Source organism: Streptomyces sp. NBC_00234, from assembly GCF_036195325.1.
Classification (GTDB): Bacteria; Actinomycetota; Actinomycetes; order Streptomycetales; family Streptomycetaceae; genus Streptomyces.
Genome location: NZ_CP108101.1, coordinates 2,039,295 through 2,059,557, shown reverse-complemented (window position 1 = coordinate 2,059,557; position 20,263 = coordinate 2,039,295). Strand labels below are relative to the sequence as shown.

Here is a 20,263-nt window from a genome sequence, read left to right as displayed (position 1 = left end):
TCATGCCGAGAACTGCCTGTGGCAGGACTCCGACCGGGGCGCGTACCCCCCACAGCAACCCCCCACGAAAGAAGGCAGTCCCTTGAAGCAGCTTCTGCGTGCACTGAAAAGATGCACCGTCATAGCCGCCGTGGCCCTCGCCACCGTCAGCCTCCAGCCCGCCGGAGCCTCCGCGGCCCCCGCTCCCGTCGTCGGCGGAACCCGCGCGGCCCAGGGCGAGTTCCCGTTCATGGTCCGGCTCTCCATGGGCTGCGGCGGCGCGCTCTACGCCAAGGACATCGTCCTGACCGCCGCGCACTGCGTCGGCGCGTCGGGCAACAACACCTCGATCGTCGCCACCACGGGTGTCGTCGACCTCCAGTCGTCCTCCGCCGTCAAGGTCAGGTCCACCAAGGTCCTCCGGGCCCCGGGCTACAACGGCACGGGCAAGGACTGGGCGCTGATCAAGCTGGCCTCGCCCGTCAACCAGCCGACACTGAAGATCGCCACGACCACCGCCTACAACCAGGGCACCTTCACCGTCGCCGGCTGGGGCGCCGCCACCGAGGGCGGCGGCCAGCAGCGCTACCTCCTCAAGGCGACCGTGCCGTACGTCTCCGACGCCGACTGCCAGGACGCGTACGGCGGCTCCCTCGTCCCCGGTGAGGAACTCTGCGCCGGATACCTCGCCACCGGCGGCGTCGACACCTGTCAGGGCGACTCCGGCGGCCCCATGTTCCGCAAGGACAGCGCCGGAGCGTGGCTCCAGGTCGGCATCGTGAGCTGGGGCGAGGGCTGCGCACGGGCCGGCTACCCCGGTGTGTACACCGAGGTCTCGACCTTCGCCGCCGCCATCGCCTCGGCGGCGGCCACCCTCTGATCCCGCTGCCCGGTCACGACTGAACATCCCCGGGGGTGCCCGTCCGGACGGGCACCCCCGGACCCAGCTCCACGAACGGATCGCCGGACCCCTCCAGCTCCAGCACCCACACCTCGTTGGAGCCCGCCCGGAGCACCGGACCCGGCACGTACAGCGTCTCCTGCGGGCCGGCCGACCAGTAGCGCCCCAGGCAGAACCCGTTCACCCAGACGAACCCACGGGTCCAGCCCGGCAGTTCGAGACCGGCGTCGCCGGTACCCGAGGCGGGTGCCTCGAACGTCCCCCGGAACAGGCCGCGCCGCCCGGCCACGGAACGGTCGACGCCACGGAACGCGACCGCCGAGACCCCCTCCGCGCCGTCGAAGGCGTCCAGCCGCAGCGCACCGGCCCGCACCCCGTGCAGGAACTGCCGCTCGTGCAGCACCCCGCCGGTGATGCCCTTCGGTTCACCCAGCCGCCGGCCGTAGTTGACCCGGCCCAGCGACTCCACCCACAGTTCGACCTGCGCGGGACCCGCGACCGGCTCCGCGAGGGTGGCGTCCTCCTCGGTCAGCACACCGGCCCGGACGCCGTCCACGTACACCACCGCCCGGTCCCGCAGCCCCACCACGCCCAGCGCGTACGGCCGGCGCGGGCCCGGCACGTCGACCCGGTAGCGCACCAGACCCCGGTCCACGCCGAGCTCCTCGAACGTCGGCGCAACCCCGCTCTCCGGCGTCTCCGGATCACCCAGCGCGTCCAGTACGCCCGCCAGGGGCGCCCACTGCGTCAGCTCCGCCCGCACCGTCTCCGCGAGCGCGGCGGGCGGCGGGGGCAGCTCCGGAAGCGGCCCGTCCGCGTACGCGGCGAGCACCTCGCGCATCAGCCAGAACTTCTCCGTGGGCCGCCCGTACTCGTCGACCGGGGCGTCGTAGTCGTACGACGTCACCGTGGACCGCAACTCCTGGTCCTGCAGCGGACCCGAACGGTTCGCACCCGACCAGCCCGCGAAGTTCGTCCCGCCGTGCGCCATGTAGACGTTCACGGACGCCCCGCACTCCAGGATCTCCCGCAACGCCCCGGCGGCCTCCGCCGGATCGCGTACGACGGGGTCGGCACCCCAGTGCTCGAACCAGCCGCACCAGAACTCCATGCACATCAGCGGCCCCTTCGGCTGATGGCGGCGCAGCACCCCGAACGCCTCCCGCGCACCCGACCCGAAGTTCGCCGTGGCCAGCAGCCCCGGCACGGAACCACCGGTCAGCATGTGGTCGTCCGGCCCGTCGGAGGTGAACAGCGGCACCGTGATCCCGCACTGCCGCAGCAGCCCCGTCAGCTGCTCCAGATGCACCCGGTCGCTGCCGTAGCTCCCGTACTCGTTCTCCGCCTGCACCATGATCACCGGACCGCCGCGGGTGATCTGCCGCTGGACCACCTGCGGCAGCAGCTCCCGGAACCACCGCTCCACCGCCGCCAGATACTCCGCGTCACGGGTCCGCACCCGCCGCCCGAACCGACCCGTCACCCAGACCGGCAGCCCGCCGTTCTCCCACTCGGCGCAGATGTACGGCCCCGGGCGCACGATCGCCCACAGACCGGCCCGGTGCGCCGCGTCCAGGAACCGGCCGAGCGCGTCCACGTCACGGAACCGGCCGGGACGCGGCTCGTGGAGATTCCACGGCACGTACGTCTCGACGCAGTTGAGCCCCATGGCACGCAGCATCGACAAGCGGTGATCCCACTGCTCCTCGTGCACCCGGAAGTAGTGCATCGCCCCCGACAACAGCCGTACGGGCTCTCCGTCGAGCCGGAAGTGGTCGTCCCCCACGGTGAAGTCAGGCATCGTGCTCGTACTCTCCTGTGTGCTTCGGTGTACCCCGGCCGGCCCCCCAGGTGCCGGTCGGTCCCACTGTCGCCCTCTGGCGTACGGCCGGTCCATGGACAAAGATCACTGCTGTTTGGACACAACGTGAAGCAGAACGAAGCACGCGAGGAAGGCAGGCCGATGTACCACACATGGATGCGCTTCTTCACTCCCAGCCCGCTCCACCACCGGCTTGGCCTGGTCTGTCTCGGCGTCGGCCTCCAGCACGGCGCCCTGCCGACGGTCGGTCCGCGCACACTCGACCACCACGTCGCGGTGATCATCAACTCGGGCAGCGGCTGGTTCATCGGCCCGGACGGCAGGCGCGTGTCCGTCACCGCGCCCAGCCTCATCTGGCTCACCCCCGGCACACCCCACCACTACGGGGCCGACCCGGCCACCGGCTGGGACGAGAGCTTCGTCGACTTCACCGGCCCCGCCACGACGACGTACACCGAACTCGGCTGCATCGAACCCGACCGCCCCCTCGTCCCGCTCTCCGACACCGCCGGCCCGCGCGCCGCCGTCAGCCGCATCGTGCGCGCCGCCCGCCGCGGCAACCCGCTCCTCGAAGTGGAGACCGGCGCCGCCGTCCACGAACTCCTCGTGTCCCTGCGCCGGGCCCGCGCCGACATCGGGCCGGACGGCGACCCGGTGCTCCAGTCCCTGGCCCGCGAGGCGTTCCAGCCGCTCTCCGTCGCCGAGCACGCCTCCCGCCACGGCATGACACCCGCCGAACTGCGCTCCGCGGTACGGCGGGGCGCCGGGTGCAGCCCCAAGGACTACCTGCTGGGCATACGGCTGGGCCGCGCCAAGGAACTCCTCGTCGCGACGGACCTCCCCGTCGCCGCCGTCGCCCGCCGCGTCGGCTACGACGACCCCGCCTACTTCTCCCGGCTGTTCGCCCGCCGCGTCGGCACCGCCCCCGTCCGCTTCCGCGAACAGCAGGGGCGCAGCGTCCCGGGCGGCTGGAGCGACCGCATCCCCGACCCGGACCACCCGCCGACGATCACCCCGTGACACGACTCGTTTAAGCTCGCTGACCATGACCACGAGCGACATCGACGAGTCCGTACGCGCCGAACTGAACCGGCTGCGCGAGAGCATCGACAACATCGACGCCGCAGTCGTCCATATGCTCGCCGAGCGCTTCAAGTGCACCCAGCAGGTCGGCCACCTCAAGGCAGAGCACCAGCTCCCGCCCGCCGACCCGGCCCGCGAAGGGCGTCAGATCGCCCGGCTGCGGCAGCTCGCGGAGAGCGCGAAACTCGACCCGGCCTTCGCCGAGAAGCTGCTGAACTTCATCGTGGCCGAAGTCATCCGCCACCACGAACGGATCGCGGACGAGTCCGCGAACGGCGACACCGCGTAGGCACCCCGCCGGGCCGCGCCGGCCCGCGCTCAGCCCCGCGCCGGCCCGCGCCAAGCCCCGTGCCGGGCCCGCGCCCGAAGCTGCGCCCGCCCTGCGCCGGTCCTGCGCCCAGCCCCGCGCCGGGCCCGCGCTCAGCCCTGCGAGAACCCGGCTGCACAGCCTCGCAGCCGTACGGCAGCATGGGCGCATGTCCGTACTGACGCGCAACGAAGCGCAGACCCGAGCCCAGCTCCTCGACGTACACCGGTACACGATCGACCTCGATCTCACCACGGGCGAGGAGACCTTCGACTCCCGCACCGTCATCCACTTCACCGCCCACGCGGCCGGGGACACGTTCGTCGAGCTCAAGCCCGCCACCCTGCACTCCGTCACGCTGGACGGGCAGCCCCTCGACCCGGAACTCCTCGACGGGAACCGCTACCCCCTCACCGCGCTCACCGCCGGCCCGCACGAACTGCGCGCCGACGCCGCCATGCGCTACTCCCGCACCGGCGAAGGCATGCACCGCTTCACCGACCCGACCGACGGTGAGACGTACGTCTACACCCAGCTGTTCATGGACGACGTCCAGCGCGTCTTCGCCGCGTTCGACCAGCCCGACCTCAAGTCCGTCTTCGAGATCGCGGTCACCGCCCCCGACAGCTGGACCGTCCTCGGCAACGGCATCGCCGAGCACACCGGGGACGGCCGCTGGTCCATCGCCGCCACCCCCCTCATCTCCACCTACCTCGTCGCCGTCGCCGCGGGCCCCTGGCACTCGATCACCACCGAGCACGCCGGACTGCCCTTCGGCATCCACTGCCGCCGCTCCCTCGCCCCGCACCTCGACGCCGACGCCGACGAGATCCTCGACATCACGCGCGCCTGCTTCGACCGGTACCACGAGAAGTTCGAGGAGCCCTACCCCTTCGACTCGTACGACCAGGCATTCGTCCCCGAGTTCAACGCGGGCGCCATGGAGAACCCCGGCCTCGTCACCTTCCGCGACGAGTTCGTCTACCGCTCGGCCGTCACCGACACCGAACGCCAGACCCGCGCCATGGTCATCTCCCACGAGATGGCCCACATGTGGTTCGGCGACCTCGTCACTCTCTCCTGGTGGGACGACATCTGGCTCAACGAGTCCTTCGCCGAGTACATGGGCTACCAGACCCTCACCGAAGCCACCCGCTTCACCGACACCTGGGTCGAATTCGGCGTCGCCCGCAAGGGCTGGGGCTCCGACGCCGACCAGCGCCCCTCCACCCACCCCGTCGCCCCCGACCCCGACGCCGTCCCCGACACCGCGTCCGCGCTCCTCAACTTCGACGGCATCAGCTACGCCAAGGGCGCATCCGCCCTGCGCCAACTCGTCGCCTGGCTCGGCGAGAAGGACTTCCTGGCCGGCATCAACACCCACTTCGCCCGCCACAAGTTCGCCAACGCCACCCTCGCCGACTTCATCGACAACCTGGCCTCCGCCACCGACCGCGACGTCCACGCCTGGGCCGAGCAGTGGCTGCGCACCACCGGCATCGACACCCTCACCGCACAGGTCGCCGAGAGCGACGGCCAGTGGTCCCTCACCGTCGACCGCGACGGCAGCCGCCCCCACCGCATCGCCGTCGGCGCATACGAGCACTCCCTCGACACCCAGTCCGGACCGGTACGCCTCGTCCTGCGCGACCGCTTCGAACTCGACGTCCCCCAGGGCGAGTCCGCCACCACCCTGCCCGGCCGCCGCCCCGCCCTCCTGGTCCTCAACGACGGCGACCTGACCTACGCCAAGGTCCGCCTCGACCCCGAGTCCTGGGACACCGTCGTACAGTCGCTCTCCGGCATCCCCGAACCGCTGACCCGCGCCCTCGTCTGGAACACCGCACGCGACATGGTCCGCGACGGCGAACTCGCCCCCGCCGACTACCTGACCGCCGCCCGCACCCACCTCCCGCACGAGACCGACCTCGCCGTCGTCCAGGGCGTCCTCTCCTTCGCGTCCCTCCACATCGCCGGCCGCTTCCTGCCGTCCGAGGAACGCCGCACGGCCCTCGCCACCCTCACCGCCATCTGCCGCGACCTCATCCGCCGCACCGAGGACGGCTCCGCCCCCGGCCTGCGCCTCATCGCCGTACGCCACTTCATCGACGCCGCCACCCAGCCCGAAGCCATCCAGGACTGGCTCGCAGGCGGCACCGTCCCCGGCGGACCCGAGCTCGACCCCGAACTCCGCTGGCGCATCCTCACCCGCCTCGCCGTCCTCGGCGCCACCGACGACACCGCCATCGACGCCGAACTCGCCCAGGACCCCAGCGCCACCGGACAGGAAGGCGCCGCCCGCTGCCGGGCCGCCCTCCCCACCCCCGAGGCGAAGGCCACCGCCTGGCAGTCCATGTTCACCGACGACTCCCTCTCCAACTACCTCTTCACCGCCACCGCCCAGGGCTTCTGGCAGCCCGAACAGGCCGAACTCGTACAGGACTACGTCTCCCGCTACTACCCCGACGCGACCGCCCTCGCCGTCCGCCGGGGCCCCGCCATCGCCGAAGCGGCCGGCCGCTACGCCTTCCCCGCCACCACCGTGGACGCCGAAAGCCTCGCCCTCGGCACCCGCGCCCTCGACGACCAGGCACTCATCCCCGCACTGCGCCGCAAGCTCATCGACCAGCTCGACGACCTCCGCCGCGCCCTCGCCGTCCGCGACGCCCACTGACCCACCAGCACCCGACCCGCAGCACCCGTGCCCGGCCACCCTCCCGAGGGCGGCCGGGCACCCGCATAGCAGGCGAACCCCCGGCAAACCCACCCCATCGATCAGCAGTACCCCTTTAGAGTTCAGATCGTTGAGCTCTTCGGCCGCGCCGACCGAAACCTGGACAAGCTGGCATGTCCACCCCCGCGCACCCGAAGGGCCACACCACCCATGCCCACCCCACCCCTCGCCGGAGGCACCGCAGGCCCCGCCGCCCTGCGCCCCCTCCTCGACACGGTGCTCGACGCCCTGCACCAAGGCGCGGCCCGGCGCGGCGGACCACTCCCCGCGGGCGGGCCCGACAGCACCACGTCCCGGCTCCGCACCGCCGCCCACCCCCTCATCCCCGACACGGGAACCGGCGCCGAACCGGCCCTGCGGACCCTCGTCACCGCACTCGCCGAAGGAGCCGCGGACCCGGCACACCCGCACTGCGCGGCCCACCTCCACACCCCACCGCTCGCGCTCGCCGCAGCCGCCGACCTCGCCGCCTCCGCACTCAACCCCTCCATGGACTCCTGGGACCAGGCCCCCGCCGCCTCCGCCCTCGAAGCCGACCTCACCGCCGCACTCGCCGCCGAGATCTACCCGCAGGCCACCGCACCCGACGCCGTCATCACCACCGGCGGCACCGAAGCCAACCAACTCGCCCTGCTCCTCGCCCGCGAACGCCACGGCCCCGTACAGACCATCCGCGGAGCCAACGCCCACCACAGCATCACCCGCGCCGCCTGGCTCCTCGGACTCCCCGAACCCGTCGTCGTCCCCGCCCCCACAGGCGTCATGGACCCCGCAGCACTCGACGAAGCCCTCACCCGACTCCACCGCCCCCTGCTCGTCACCGCCACCGCCGGCACCACCGACACCGGAGAGATCGACCCCCTCGACGACATCGCCGACCTCTGCGCCGCCCACGGCGCCGAACTCCACATCGACGCCGCCTACGGCGGCCCCCTCCTCTTCAGCCCCACCCACCGACACAAGATCCAGGGCCTCGACCGCGCCCACAGCGTCACCTTCGACCTGCACAAACTCGGCTGGCAGCCCGCCTCAGCCTCCCTCCTCGCCGTCCCCGACCACCACGACCTCGACGCACTCCACCACCGCGCCCCCTACCTCAACGCCGAGGACGACACCGAAGCCGGCCTGCCCGACCTCCTCGGCCGCTCCCTGCGCACCACCCGCAGACCCGACGCCCTCAAGATCGCCGTCACCCTCCGCGCACTGGGCCGCACCGGACTCGCCGACCTCGTCGACCGCACCGTCGCCGCCGCGGACCACCTCGCCGACCTCATCACCGCACACCCCGGCCTCGACCTCTACGACCGCCCCACCATCAGCACCGTCCTCTTCCGCCCCACCGGAGCCCCCGACCACACCGTCGCCGTCATCCGACGCACCCTCCTCAACCGAGGCCACGCCGTACTCGGCCGCACCGACGCCGACGGCCGCCGCTGGCTCAAGGCCACCCTCCTCAACCCCCACACCACCCCGGACGACCTCCACACCCTCATCGACCTCGTCACCACCGTCACAGACGGCCTCGCGGAAGGCAGCACACCCCGATGACCGACCGGACCGCCCCCGAACCCGACCAGCCACACGACCTCGTCGGCATCGGCATCGGCCCCTTCAACCTCTCCCTCGCCGCCCTCGCCAACGGCGTACCCGCCGCCCCCGGCCACCCCCAACCCCTCGCCGCCACCTTCTACGAACAACGCCCCGCCTTCCACTGGCACCCCGGCCTCCTCATCGACGGCGCCAGCCTCCAAGTCCCCTTCCTCGCCGACCTCGTCACCCTCGCCGACCCCGCCAGCCCCTGGTCCTTCCTCAGCTACCTGCGCAGCCGCGACAGACTCTTCCCCTTCTACTTCGCCGAACGCTTCCACATCCAGCGCGCCGAATACGACGCCTACTGCCGCTGGGTCAGCGACCAGCTCCCCGGCCTCCACTTCGGCCACCAGGTCGACGCCGTCCGCTGGAACACCGAACGCTCCCTGTTCGAAGTCGACTTCACCCAGCTCGACACCGACGGCGAAGCCGAAGCACTCGGCCGCGCCTACACCCGCCACATCGCCCTCGGCGTCGGCACCGAACCCTTCGTCCCCGAACCCCTGCGCCCCCTCGCCGAAGCCGAATCCGTCCCCGTCATCCACTCCGCCGACTACCTCAACCACCGCGAACAGCTCCTCAAAGCCGAACACATCACCGTCATCGGCTCCGGCCAGTCCGGCGCCGAAATCTTCCTCGACCTCCTCCGCGCCCGCCCCGCCGGAGCCGAAAAGATCCACTGGCTCGCCCGCACCGCCGCCTTCGCCCCCATGGAGTACTCCAAACTCGGCCTGGAACACTTCACCCCCGACTACAGCCGCTACTTCCACGCCCTCCCCGAATCCGTACGCGACGAACTCGTCCCCCACCAATGGCAACTCCACAAAGGCATCGACGCCGACACCATCGCCGCCATCCACGACGAGCTCTACCGCCACACCCTCCACGGCGGCTGGCCCGACGCCACCCTCACCCCCGGCGTCTCCGTACGCACCGCAGGCCGCGTCGCCACCACCCGCGTCGAACTCCACCTCGAACACACCCAACAGGGCACCCGCTCCCGGCTCACCACCGACGCCGTCGTCCTCGCCACCGGCTACCGCGAACGCCCCCTCGACGGCCTCCTCACCGGCCTCGACCCCTACATGCGCCGCGACGCCTCCGCACGCCCCCGCATCGACGACCACTTCCGCCTCGTCCTCGACCCCACCGTCACCGGCCACGTCTACGTACAGAACGCCGAACGCCACACCCACGGAGTCGGCGCCCCCGACCTCGGCCTCGCCGCCTGGCGCAGCGCCACCATCCTCAACGACCTCACCGGCACCGACCCCTACCCCCTCCCGGACCGCACCGCCTTCACCACCTTCGGCCTCACCCCCACCAACACCCCCAGAATCCCCGCCCAGGGCCCCGCCCTCATCCCGCTCGTCCAGGGCAACTGACCACCGCACCACAGCAGCGGCCGTCCCCCGGAACCCGGAGAACGGCCGCTGCCACCTGCCACCTGACCTGCCGACCGCCTAGAACACCGGCACACCGTCCCGCGTCAGCCGCCAGCCCACCGCGGCGAACTGCGCCGGATCGACCGAGCCCTTCGCCTTCACCCAGTTGATGATCGTGTTCCGGATCTCGTCCGAATCGGCCCACAGCTGCTTCGCACCCGGCACATGCGGGAAGTTGCCGCCACCACTCGCCCGATAGTTGTTCACCGCGAACACGAACTCCGCCGCCGGATCGATCGCCGCACCCTCGAACGTCAGATTCACGATCCGCGAACCCGCCGGCTTCGCGATATCGATGTCGTACACCACCCCCGACACCGCGTCGTAGTTGTAGTCCGGCGTGCCGTCGGCGTTCGTCAGCTTCGACGTGTCCACCGGAACACCCGCCGCCGTCTGCACGTAGTACTTCGCCGAGTACTCCAGGTACTCCTTCAACTGCGCGCCCGTCAGCAACCGAGCCTCAAGGGTGTTCTCGAACGGATACAACCCCGCCGCATCCTTGATCGTCACCTCACCGGCCGGCACACCCGCCGTACGCGAGAAGCACGACGCCTGCGACAGCACCGGCAGCGCCGCGTACGCGCCACCCGCCAGCCCCGCCTTCACCGTCTCCGCCTGCACCTGGTTGATCAGATCGATGATCGGCTCGTCCTTCCACGGAGCCTCCACCGTCGACATCGCCACCACCGACGTACCGATGACCTGGTTCACATAGGCCACCACCTTCGTGTGCTCGTCACCGAGCAGAGAGGCGATCTTCGGATCCTCCGCCACCGTGTTCGAGTTCAGCACCTCGGCACCGACCTTCTCGACCGTCCAGCGCCCCTTCTCCCACACCAGATCGAAGTCGAACAGCGTCAACCGCTGCCCCCACTTCAACGGCTCCGAGAGCACGACCTGCTTCCCCGTCTCCTTGTTGGTCACGAAGTACTCGGGAATCTCCGAGTGCGCGTGCCCCACCAGAATCGCGTCGATGCCCGGAACCTGCTCCGCCACCAGACCGGCCGCGTTCTCGACGTACGGCAGCTGGTCCCCGTACGACGACGTACCGCTCGAACCCGAATGCGCCGACACGATCACCACGTCCGCGCCCATCGACCGAAGCTTCGGCACCCAGTGGGCCGCCTGCTCCTCAAGACCCGGGAACACCATCTTCCCGCCCACATTGGCCTTGTCCCAGATCGCGATACCCGGATTCGTCAGACCCAGCACCGCCACCCGCACATCACGCCCGTGCGGCGTACGGAGCCGCTTGATCACATACGGGGCAAAAGCCGGCCGCAGAGTCTTCGCGTCCAGCGCGTTCGCACCCAGCAGCGGGAAATCGCACTGCTCCTCGAACTTCCGCAGAACGGGAATTCCATAGTTGAACTCATGATTGCCCAGCGCCGCCGCGTCATAGCCGATCGCATTCATCGCCTGCGCCATCGGATGCACCGGACCACGCTTCGCCGTGATCGGATCGATCTTCGCGTAGTAGTACGAGAGCTGAGTGCCCTGAATGGTGTCACCCGCGTCGATCAGCAGCGTGTTACGACGCCCCCGCTCCTCACGGATCTGATCGACCAGCGTGGAGATCTTCGCCAGACCCACGTCGTTGTGGGCCTTGTCGTCGAACTCCTTGTCCGTGAAGTAGTCCCAGTTGAAGACATTGCCGTGCAGATCGGTCGTGCCCATCACGGTGAACGAGTACCGCTTCGCCGGACGGTGCCGACCCGCCTGCCCGGCGGCCCCGGCCGGCCCCGCCGCGACACCGCCCGCTATCGCCACACCCGCACCGGCAGCAGCCGAACGGCCCAAAAACGTCCTACGGTTCAACGGCATCCTTGACTCCTCGTTCATTCGAGCAACGCGCGTAGATTCTGGCCCAGCCACCACCTCCCGCAACACCCCAGACAGGTTTCGATCTGATGACCACCGCACGCGGACCCCCGTGCCACAGTGAACGCATGACCGAAAACGACACCCCGCGCCCCTACGGAACCCCCCGAACCCCCCGCGTCACCGTCCGCGGCGAAGCCCGCATCGAAGCCGACCCCGACATCGCCCGCATCCTCGTCACCGTCTCCGCCCGCGGCACCGACCGACGCACCGCCCTCGACGACCTCACCCGACGCAACACCCAGGCCCTGGAACTCATCAAGAGCTACGGCGAAGCCATCGACACACTCGAAACGGGCACCCTCTCCATCAGCCCCGAACTCACCCGCCACGGCCGCGGCGAACGCGTCCGCGCCTACCACGGCAGCGTCCAGCTCAACGTCGCACTCACCGACTTCACCGCACTCGGCGAACTCACCACCCGCCTCGCCGACCAGGAACTCACCCGCGTCGAAGGCCCCTGGTGGGCCCTGCGCCCCGACTCACCCGTCCACGCCGCCGCCCGCCGCCAAGCCGTACGCGAAGCCGTCCAGCGAGCCCGCGAATACGCCGAAGCCCTCGACACCGAACTCGGCGCCCTCCTCGAACTCGCCGACACCGGCACCAGCGCCGGCCGCCCCGGACGAGCCGGATTCGCGAGCCGCAGCGTCGCCTACAGCTCCGCCGGAACAGAACTCGCCGCCGACGCGGAACCCGTCGACCTCGAACCCGTACGCCAGACCGTGCACGCACAGGTCGAGGCATCGTTCACGATCGATCCCCCCACACTCCGATAAACGCTCATCGGAGCACCCCCGTGCACAATTCAACACTTGTCAATAACCCTTCACGCATTGGTTGTTGAGGTGTCATGCAGAGCCAATTACCTACCCGTAGGTAAGGTTTAGGCTCGAACCATGCGCCGAGCGAAAATCGTTTGTACCCTGGGACCAGCAACCGACACATACGACCAGATCAAGGCATTGGTCGAAGCCGGAATGGACATCGCCCGCTTCAACCTCAGCCACGGCACCTACGCCGACCACGAAGCGCGGTACCGCCACGTCCGCAAAGCATCCGAAGAAACCGGCCGCAGCGTCGGCATCCTCGCCGACCTTCAAGGTCCGAAGATCCGCCTGGGACGCTTCCGCGAAGGCCCCGTACTCCTTGAACGCGGCGACGCCTTCACCATCACCGTCGAACCCATGGAAGGCGACCGCCACACCTGCGGCACCACCTACGACGGCCTCGCCGCCGACGTCACCGCCGGAGAACGCATCCTCGTCGACGACGGCCGCGTCACCCTCGAAGTCACCGAGGTCGACGGCCCCAACGTCCGCACCGTCGTCGTAGAAGGCGGCATGGTCTCCGACCACAAAGGACTCAACCTCCCCGGCGTCGCCGTCTCCGTCCCCGCACTCTCCGAGAAGGACATCGACGACCTGCGCTGGGCCCTGCGCATCGGCGCCGACATCATCGCCCTCTCCTTCGTACGCAGCGGACACGACATCGACGACGTCCACCGCGTCATGAAGGAGGAGGACCGCCACCTCCCCGTCATCGCCAAGGTCGAGAAGCCCCAGGCCGTCGAGAACATCGACAGCATCGTCGCCGCCTTCGACGGCATCATGGTCGCCCGCGGCGACCTCGGCGTCGAAATGCCCCTGGAACAGGTCCCGATCGTCCAGAAGCGAGCCATCAAGCTCGCCAAGCGCAACGCCAAGCCGGTCATCGTCGCCACCCAGATGCTCGACTCAATGATCGACAACTCCCGCCCCACCCGCGCCGAAGCGTCCGACGTCGCCAACGCCGTCATCGACGGCACGGACGCCGTGATGCTCTCCGGCGAGACCAGTGTCGGCAAATACCCCGTCGAAACCGTCCGCACGATGTCCCGCATCGTGGAAGCCGCCGAGGAAGACATCCTCGCCAAGGGCCTCCCGCCCCTTACCGACCGCAACAAACCCCGCACCCAGGGCGGCGCGGTCGCCCGCGCCGCGGCCGAGATGGGCGACTTCCTCGGCGCGAAATTCCTCGTCGCCTTCACCCAGAGCGGCGACACGGTCAAACGCCTCTCGCGCTACCGCTCCCCGATCCCGCTCCTGGCCTTCACCCCGGACCCGGCCACCCGCTCCCAGCTCAACCTCACCTGGGGCGTCGAGACCTTCCTCGGCCCGCACGTGGAGTCGACGGACGCGATGGTGGCCCAGGTCGACGAGGAGCTGCTGAGGATCGGCCGCTGCAAGAAGGGCGATGTGGTGGTGATCACGGCGGGCTCCCCGCCCGGAGTCGCCGGCTCCACGAACCTGGTCCGCGTCCACCACATCGGCGAGGACGACAGCCCGAAGTAGGGCGGCTCAGTACTTTGGCCCGACGTGAGCATCCATGAGCGCTACGGATGCCCGTCGGGCGACGGAGATGTTGTACTTCTTGCCCGCGCGGGTGCAGTGCTTCCACTCGATACCGAGCTTGTCGAGGGTGTCGGTGTAGAGCTGGCGGATATCGTCCGAGACGTTGGTGAACCAGTACCGCGGATACTTGTATCGCTTCTGCTCGCCTCGGACGATGCGAGTCGTCCAGTTCATGTTCCGGCAGCCGTCGGAATGGATGAGACCCCGGACGAATTCCCAGGGGTGGGCGTCGACGAGCTGCTGCTGCCAGGATGCGAGGACGATCGGGCGGCCGTGCTTTCTGCCGGGGCCATGCTGGGGAAACAGGCACCACAAGTGCTTCGAGTACATCTTGACCTCATGGCAGCCCTTCCGCCGGACTCGGCACACCGAGTTCGCCGGGAAGACGGTGCGCATGGCTTCCTCGCACAGGTCCATCAGGCCGGGCCACGAATCCGCACAGGTGACGGACAGACTGGGTGTTCTCATGGATCTGTTCTGGACGATGTGACCGTCGCCGAGATAGAGGCCGAGCAGATAGGCGTACGCGGCCGGATCCAACTGCCCGTCGCAGCGGGGGCACGGGGAACGGTGGGCTCCCGGACACTCGCCCCGCTTGGCACGGTCCATGGGCTTCCAATAGCCGATGGTGCCTGCGGGGACGTTCAGCTTTCGTGCCACGTCGGCGTTCTTGGCGCCGCTGCGGAGCAGCGCGACGGCCTTCTGCCGAAGCTCAGTTCCATAGAAGTTCATATGAACACCATGAGTTACGCAAAGTCGCCTTGTGCAACGAAAAGCGGATGTTCACGAGAACGTGAACATCCGCTTTTTGTGCTGGTGCCGGGTATGGGATTCGAACCCACATGTCCTTTCGGACAGAGGTGTTTGAGACCTCCGCGTCAGCCAATTGCGCCAACCCGGCTTGCTAGTCCGGTCAGAAGTGTACCTGGTGACAGAAGCGCGCAGCAGGTAGGTAGGCTGCTTTGCAGCAGTACCTGCCCTGGAACAAGGAGCCCCGTGACCACCCCCGAGTCGCCCCAGCCCGTAGACGCCGTCGACGACGACAAGTCGCACGTCCCGCCGCTGACGACCCGTGTCGTCATCGCCGAGGACGAGGCGCTCATCCGCCTCGACCTCAAAGAGATGCTGGAGGAGGAGGGCTACTCGGTCGTCGGCGAGGCCGGCGACGGGCAGCAGGCCGTCGAGCTGGCCCGGGAGCACAAGCCCGACCTCGTGATCCTCGATGTGAAGATGCCCGTCCTCGACGGGATCTCCGCCGCCGAGAAGATCGCCGAGGAGTCCATCGCGCCCGTCCTCATGCTCACCGCGTTCTCGCAGCGCGATCTCGTCGAGCGGGCCCGGGACGCCGGAGCCATGGCGTACCTCGTGAAGCCGTTCAGCAAGAGCGACGTGGTGCCGGCCATCGAGATGGCGGTGTCCCGGTTCGCGGAGCTGAAGGCCCTGGAGGGCGAGGTCGCGGACCTCTCCCAGCGGCTGGAGACCCGGAAGCTGGTGGACCGCGCGAAGAGCATCCTGCAGACGGACTACGGCCTCTCCGAGCCCGCCGCCTTCCGGTGGATCCAGAAGACGTCGATGGACCGCCGGCTGTCCATGCAGCAGCTCGCCGAGGCGCTGATCGAGGACGCCGAGGAGAAGAAGAAGGCGGCCGAGTAACCGGCACGCGCAACGAAGGAGGCCCGCACCCCGGATCGATCGGGGTGCGGGCCTCCTTCGCGTACGGGAGTACGGGAGGTGTCAGTCCTCGCCGAGGTACGCCTTGCGGACCGACTCGTCGTGCAGGAGGTCCGCGCCGGTGCCGGAGAGGACGATCTTGCCGACCTCCATGACGTGGCCCTGGTCCGCGAGGGAGAGGGCGGCCTGGGCGTTCTGCTCGACGAGCAGGATCGTGGTGCCCGACGCCTTGAGCTCGACGATGGTCTCCATGATCTTCTGCATCATGATCGGTGAGAGGCCCATGGAGGGCTCGTCGAGCATGAGCAGCTTGGGCTGGGACATGAGGGCGCGTCCCATGGCGAGCATCTGCTGCTCGCCGCCCGAGAGGGTTCCGGCGGCCTGCTTCCGGCGTTCCCCGAGGATGGGGAAGAGGTCGTAGGCGCGCTGGATGTCCTTCTCGATGCCTGCCTTGTCGTTACGGAGGTAGGCGCCGAGGAGGAGGTTTTCGGTGATCGTCAGCCGGGGGAAGATGTGGCGGCCCTCGGGGGAGTGGGCGAGGCCCAGTGCGACGATCTTGTGTGCCGGGATGTTGGTGAGCGGCTTGCCCTCGAAGAGGATGCGCCCGCCGATCGGCTTGAGCAGCCCGGAGAGGGTGCGCAGGGTGGTGGTCTTGCCGGCGCCGTTGGTGCCGATGAGGGTGACCACCTGGCCGGCGTCGACGCTGAAGGAGATCCCCTTGACGGCTTCGATCTTGCCGTAGGCGACGCGGAGGTCCTCGACCTCGAGCAGTGCGGTCATCGGGTGTCCTCCTCCTCGGTGGGGGTGGTGTCGGTCTTGGCCGGTGCTGTGGAGGCGGCTTCTGCGGCTTCCGCTTCTGCTGCTTCGACTTCGGCGACTTCTTCGGCGCCGGGGGCGCCTTCGAAGGGGGTGCCGAGGTAGGCGGCGACGACGCGCTCGTCTCCCTGGACGACGTCGGCGGTGCCCTCGACGAGCTTTTCACCCTGGACGAGGACGGTGACGCGGTCGCACAGGTTGAAGATGAAGCGCATGTCGTGCTCGATGACGAGTACGGCGATGCCCTGGTCCCGGATCGCGAAGATGAGTTCTTCGGTGACGCGGGTTTCCTGGGGGTTCATGCCTGCGGTGGGCTCGTCCAGGAGGAGGAGTCCGGGGTCGCTGGCGAGTGCGCGCGCGATTTCCAGCTTGCGCTGGTCTCCGTAGGGGAGGTTGCGTGCGAGGTGGTCGGCCTTGTCCTGGAGGCCGATGAACTCCAGGAGTTCCATGGCGCGTTCGCGGCTGGCGTTCTCGGCTTTCTTGTAGCCGGGGAGGCGCAGCAGTGCGGACCAGAGGCCTTCCTTGGTCCTGGTGTGGCGTCCGACGAGGACGTTTTCCAGGACGCTCATGTTGGCGAAGAGCCTGATGTTCTGGAAGGTGCGGGCGATGCCTGCCTGGGTGACGAGGTGGGGCTTGGGCGGCAGGACGGTGCCCTTGTAGCTGACCTTGCCCTCGGTGGGGACGTAGAGGCCGGTGAGGCAGTTGAAGAAGGTGGTCTTGCCGGCGCCGTTGGGGCCGATGAGGCCGACGATCTCGCCTGCGTTGACCGTGAGGTCGACGTTGCGTACGGCGGTGAGTCCGCCGAAGCGCATGGTGACGCCGCTGACGTCGAGCACGGGGACGCCGGTCCCGGTGGTGGCCGTGGCTGTCTTGGTCATGTCGGTCACGCCCCCGCCTTGGCGATGCCGGCGCCGGATTCTTCGGACTGCCGTGGTTCGGGTAGCTCGATGGGGTCGTTCTCGTGGAATTCGAGCTGCTTCCTGCGGTCGGCGACCAGGCCCTCGGGGCGGAAGCGCATCAGGAGGATGAGCGCCAGTCCGAAGAGGAGCAGCTGGTAGTCCTGCATGAACTGCAGTTTCGCCGGGATGAGGTAGAGCAGTGCGGCGCCGACGAGGGGCCCGCTCAGGGTTCCCATGCCGCCGAGGATGACGGCGGCGAGGAGGAACGCGGAGTTGGGCGGTACGGATCCGGCGAACTGGTACTGCTCCGGGGTGACCGTGTAGGAGACGTGCGCCTGTACGGTTCCGGCGAGTCCGGCGAGGGTGGCGCCGAGGGCGAAGGCGAGCAGCTTGAGCCGGAAGGCGTTGATGCCCATGGCGGTGGCTGCGGTTTCGTCTTCGCGGATGGCGACCCAGGCGCGGCCGATGCGGGATTCGTTGGAGCGGCGGAACACCATGACGACGACGGCGGTGAAGACGAGCATCAGCAGGTAGTAGTTGGCGGACCTGCCGAGGGTGAAGCCGCCGATGTCGTGGCTGATCCCGAAGTTGAAGCCGAGGATCTCCAGGTCGGGGATGCTGGGGATGCCCTGGGAGCCGTTGGTGACGTCGGGTCCGCTGACGCCGTTGAGGGCGTTGACGGTGAGTCGGAAGATTTCTCCGAACCCGAGGGTGACGATGGCGAGGTAGTCGCCGCGCAGTCGGAGTGTCGGGGCGCCGATGACGACGCCGAAGACGAGTGAGGCTGCGGCGCCGGTGAGGACGGCGGCCCAGAAGGGGAACTGGACGCCGATGGGTGACATCGGGGAGCCGGAGACCAGGGCGGCGGCGTAGGCGCCGACGCCGAGGAAGGCGACGTATCCGAGGTCGAGGAGGCCGGCGAGGCCGACGACGACGTTCAGGCCGAGCGCCACGGTCGCGAAGATGAGGATGTTCGCGCCGATGAGGGCGTACTGCTCGTTCTGCTGGGTGAAGGGGAAGCAGAACGCCGCGACGAGTGCGGCGGCGAGGGTGACGTTGCGGTGCTTGGTGGTCAGCGCGGTGATGCGGGCGATGAGCCCGGCGCGGCTGACCGCGGTGAAGCCGAAGGCGACGGTGATCATGAAGCCGATGAAGAGTTCGGCGTATTCGGTGTCGATGCCGTAGGTGAAGACGTGCAGCCCGATACCGAAGGCGACGGCGATGATCAGGATCTCGGCCCAGGCGGGGAGTTCCTTGGCGCGGGTCGGCGCGGGTGCGCGGAGGCTGTCGCGGAACCTGTTCCAGGCGTTGGGCGTGCTGTCCTTGTCGACGGGGAGGTCGCTCGGGAGTCCGAGTGCGGCGACGACGGCGACGAGTGCGCCGATGCCGCTGACCCAGGCTCCGGGTTCGAGGTTGACCACGCCGCCGAGCTTCACGGTGATGGCGCCGATGGAGTAGCCGACGACGCCGAAGGTGCCGAGGGCGAGGAGCCGGACGGGGCTGTTGGTGCCGCCTGGTGTGAGCCAGCGCAGTCCCTTGATGCCGTAGCCGGAGAGTGCGAAGAGCACGGTGAGTGCGGCGCCGATGAGGGCGAGGACCTGGAGGCCGCCGGGGTAGCCGGTGACGGTGAGGTCGCCGGGGAACTCGTCGGTCCAGGTCCAGGCGAGGAAGGTGCCGACGAGTGCGATGGCGGCGCCCGCGGTGGTGGCGATGCGGGCGGCTGCGGTCGGCAGGGGGAGGAGGGCCGGGGCGTTCTGGGTGGTCATCGGTATCACGCCCTGTCCGCTACGCGTTCGCCCAGCAGGCCCTGGGGCCTGATGAGCAGGACGAGGATGAGGAGGGCGAAGGCCCAGACGTCCTTCCAGGCACCACCGCCGAAGAGCTCCATGCCGGGGACCTCGCTCATGTAGCCGGTGGCGAGGGATTCGGCGACTCCGAGGACGACGCCGCCGAGCATGGCGCCGTAGATGTTGCCGATTCCGCCGAGTACGGCTGCGGTGAACGCCTTGAGGCCCATGATGAAGCCCATGCGGAAGCCGATCTGGCCGTTCTTGAGCCCGTAGGCGACGGCGGCGACGGCGGCGAACGCGGCACCGATGGCGAAGGCCATGACGATGATGCGGTCGGTGTTGATGCCCATGAGCTTGGCGGTGTCGGGGTCCTGCGAGGTGGCCTGCATGCCGCGGCCGGAGCGGGTCTTCGAGACGAAGAGACCGAGCGCGATCATGCAGACGGGTGCTGCGATGAGGACGAAGAGGTCACCGCGCTGGATGTTCGCGCCGAAGATCTTGAACGCTTCTCCCTCGAACTGAGGGAAGGAACGGTCCTTCGTGGCGTCCGGGTACCACATCCACACTGCCTGCTGGAGAGCGAGCGAGAGACCGATGGCCGTGATGAGGGGGGCTAGGCGTGGCGCTGTGCGCAGGGGCCGGTAGGCGAAGCGTTCAGCGGCCATGCTGATCGCGACGGCGGCTATGACGCCACCGGCGATCATGAGGGGTATCGCAGCTATGAGGGAGAGTCCCGACGGAAGGCCGAGGTAGACCGTGAGGGCACCGAAGCCTCCGATCATGAAGATCTCACCGTGTGCGAAGTTGATGAGCTGGATGATTCCGTAGACCATCGTGTAACCGATCGCGATGAGACCGTACATCGCGCCGAGGATGAGTCCATTGGCCAGCTGTTGCGGCAGTTCGTTCACCGCAGGGCCTCCGTGGAGTGGTTCGGATATGGCACCGCGCGGGA

Annotated in this window: 16 protein-coding genes and 1 tRNA gene; 9 read left to right on the top strand and 8 right to left on the bottom strand. The window is 69.1% G+C overall.

Annotated elements, in window-relative coordinates; all coding sequences use genetic code 11:
- The first annotated feature begins 82 nt into the window (after positions 1-82).
- Complete coding sequence (locus OG230_RS08920; protein WP_328909600.1) at positions 83-859, top strand: S1 family peptidase; 777 nt, start codon at positions 83-85, stop codon at positions 857-859.
- A 13-nt stretch (positions 860-872) separates the two neighbouring features.
- On the opposite strand, the gene OG230_RS08915 is transcribed toward OG230_RS08920, so the two are convergent.
- Complete coding sequence (locus OG230_RS08915; protein ID WP_328909599.1) at positions 873-2,681, bottom strand: glycoside hydrolase family 35 protein; 1,809 nt, start codon at positions 2,679-2,681, stop codon at positions 873-875.
- 162 nt (positions 2,682-2,843) lie between these two features.
- Between OG230_RS08915 and OG230_RS08910 the strand changes: the two genes are divergently transcribed.
- The 5 genes from OG230_RS08910 to OG230_RS08890 all read left to right on the top strand — a co-directional run bounded on the left by OG230_RS08910 (position 2,844) and on the right by OG230_RS08890 (position 9,801).
- Complete coding sequence (locus OG230_RS08910) at positions 2,844-3,722, top strand: helix-turn-helix domain-containing protein (RefSeq protein WP_328911350.1); 879 nt, start codon at positions 2,844-2,846, stop codon at positions 3,720-3,722.
- A gap of 25 nt (positions 3,723-3,747) precedes the next feature.
- Positions 3,748-4,074, top strand: a complete 327-nt coding sequence (locus tag OG230_RS08905; RefSeq protein ID WP_328909598.1) for a chorismate mutase — start codon at positions 3,748-3,750, stop codon at positions 4,072-4,074.
- A 187-nt stretch (positions 4,075-4,261) separates the two neighbouring features.
- Positions 4,262-6,766 carry an aminopeptidase N gene (gene pepN / locus OG230_RS08900; RefSeq protein ID WP_328909597.1) on the top strand — a complete coding sequence of 835 codons (2,505 nt, stop codon included), beginning with the start codon at positions 4,262-4,264 and terminating at the stop codon, positions 6,764-6,766.
- A gap of 210 nt (positions 6,767-6,976) precedes the next feature.
- A complete protein-coding gene (locus tag OG230_RS08895; RefSeq protein WP_328909596.1) occupies positions 6,977-8,374 on the top strand; it encodes a pyridoxal phosphate-dependent decarboxylase family protein in 1,398 nt (465 codons plus the stop codon).
- The gene (locus OG230_RS08890; RefSeq protein WP_328909595.1) at positions 8,371-9,801 is read left to right on the top strand and encodes a lysine N(6)-hydroxylase/L-ornithine N(5)-oxygenase family protein; all 1,431 of its coding nucleotides are present in this window, start codon (positions 8,371-8,373) and stop codon (positions 9,799-9,801) included. Before OG230_RS08895 ends, OG230_RS08890 begins: the two co-directional genes overlap by 4 nt.
- Positions 9,802-9,879: 78 nt before the next feature.
- On the opposite strand, the gene OG230_RS08885 is transcribed toward OG230_RS08890, so the two are convergent.
- Complete coding sequence (locus OG230_RS08885) at positions 9,880-11,685, bottom strand: bifunctional metallophosphatase/5'-nucleotidase (RefSeq protein WP_328911349.1); 1,806 nt, start codon at positions 11,683-11,685, stop codon at positions 9,880-9,882.
- A gap of 125 nt (positions 11,686-11,810) precedes the next feature.
- Between OG230_RS08885 and OG230_RS08880 the strand changes: the two genes are divergently transcribed.
- On the top strand, positions 11,811-12,518 hold the full coding sequence (locus tag OG230_RS08880; protein WP_328909594.1) for an SIMPL domain-containing protein: 708 nt from the start codon (positions 11,811-11,813) through the stop codon (positions 12,516-12,518).
- Positions 12,519-12,638: 120 nt separating this feature from the next.
- Positions 12,639-14,072 carry a pyruvate kinase gene (gene pyk, locus OG230_RS08875; RefSeq protein WP_328909593.1) on the top strand — a complete coding sequence of 478 codons (1,434 nt, stop codon included), beginning with the start codon at positions 12,639-12,641 and terminating at the stop codon, positions 14,070-14,072.
- A gap of 6 nt (positions 14,073-14,078) precedes the next feature.
- Here the strand turns inward: pyk and OG230_RS08870 are convergent, their stop codons facing one another.
- Positions 14,079-14,864, bottom strand: coding sequence for a helix-turn-helix domain-containing protein (locus OG230_RS08870; protein ID WP_328909592.1), 786 nt, complete (start codon positions 14,862-14,864; stop codon positions 14,079-14,081).
- An 82-nt stretch (positions 14,865-14,946) separates the two neighbouring features.
- Positions 14,947-15,033 (bottom strand) — tRNA-Leu (locus tag OG230_RS08865).
- Between the two features lie 95 nt (positions 15,034-15,128).
- Between OG230_RS08865 and OG230_RS08860 the strand changes: the two genes are divergently transcribed.
- Positions 15,129-15,785, top strand: a complete 657-nt coding sequence (locus OG230_RS08860; protein ID WP_328909591.1) for an ANTAR domain-containing response regulator — start codon at positions 15,129-15,131, stop codon at positions 15,783-15,785.
- Positions 15,786-15,866: 81 nt separating this feature from the next.
- Here OG230_RS08860 and OG230_RS08855 read toward each other — a convergent pair whose 3' ends face one another.
- Genes OG230_RS08855 through OG230_RS08840 form a run of 4 tightly spaced genes read right to left on the bottom strand, consistent with a single transcriptional unit; the run spans position 15,867 to position 20,219 of the window.
- Positions 15,867-16,583 (bottom strand): ABC transporter ATP-binding protein, encoded by a 717-nt coding sequence (locus tag OG230_RS08855; RefSeq protein ID WP_328909590.1) that lies wholly within the window; start codon positions 16,581-16,583, stop codon positions 15,867-15,869.
- Positions 16,580-17,497 carry an ABC transporter ATP-binding protein gene (locus OG230_RS08850; protein ID WP_328909589.1) on the bottom strand — a complete coding sequence of 306 codons (918 nt, stop codon included), beginning with the start codon at positions 17,495-17,497 and terminating at the stop codon, positions 16,580-16,582. The genes OG230_RS08855 and OG230_RS08850 overlap by 4 nt, the downstream gene beginning before the upstream one ends.
- A gap of 5 nt (positions 17,498-17,502) precedes the next feature.
- Entirely contained in the window at positions 17,503-19,284 is a 1,782-nt protein-coding gene (locus tag OG230_RS08845) for a branched-chain amino acid ABC transporter permease (protein WP_328909588.1), read from the bottom strand.
- 5 nt (positions 19,285-19,289) lie between these two features.
- The gene (locus tag OG230_RS08840; RefSeq protein ID WP_328909587.1) at positions 19,290-20,219 is read right to left on the bottom strand and encodes a branched-chain amino acid ABC transporter permease; all 930 of its coding nucleotides are present in this window, start codon (positions 20,217-20,219) and stop codon (positions 19,290-19,292) included.
- Between the last annotated feature and the right edge of the window lie 44 nt (positions 20,220-20,263).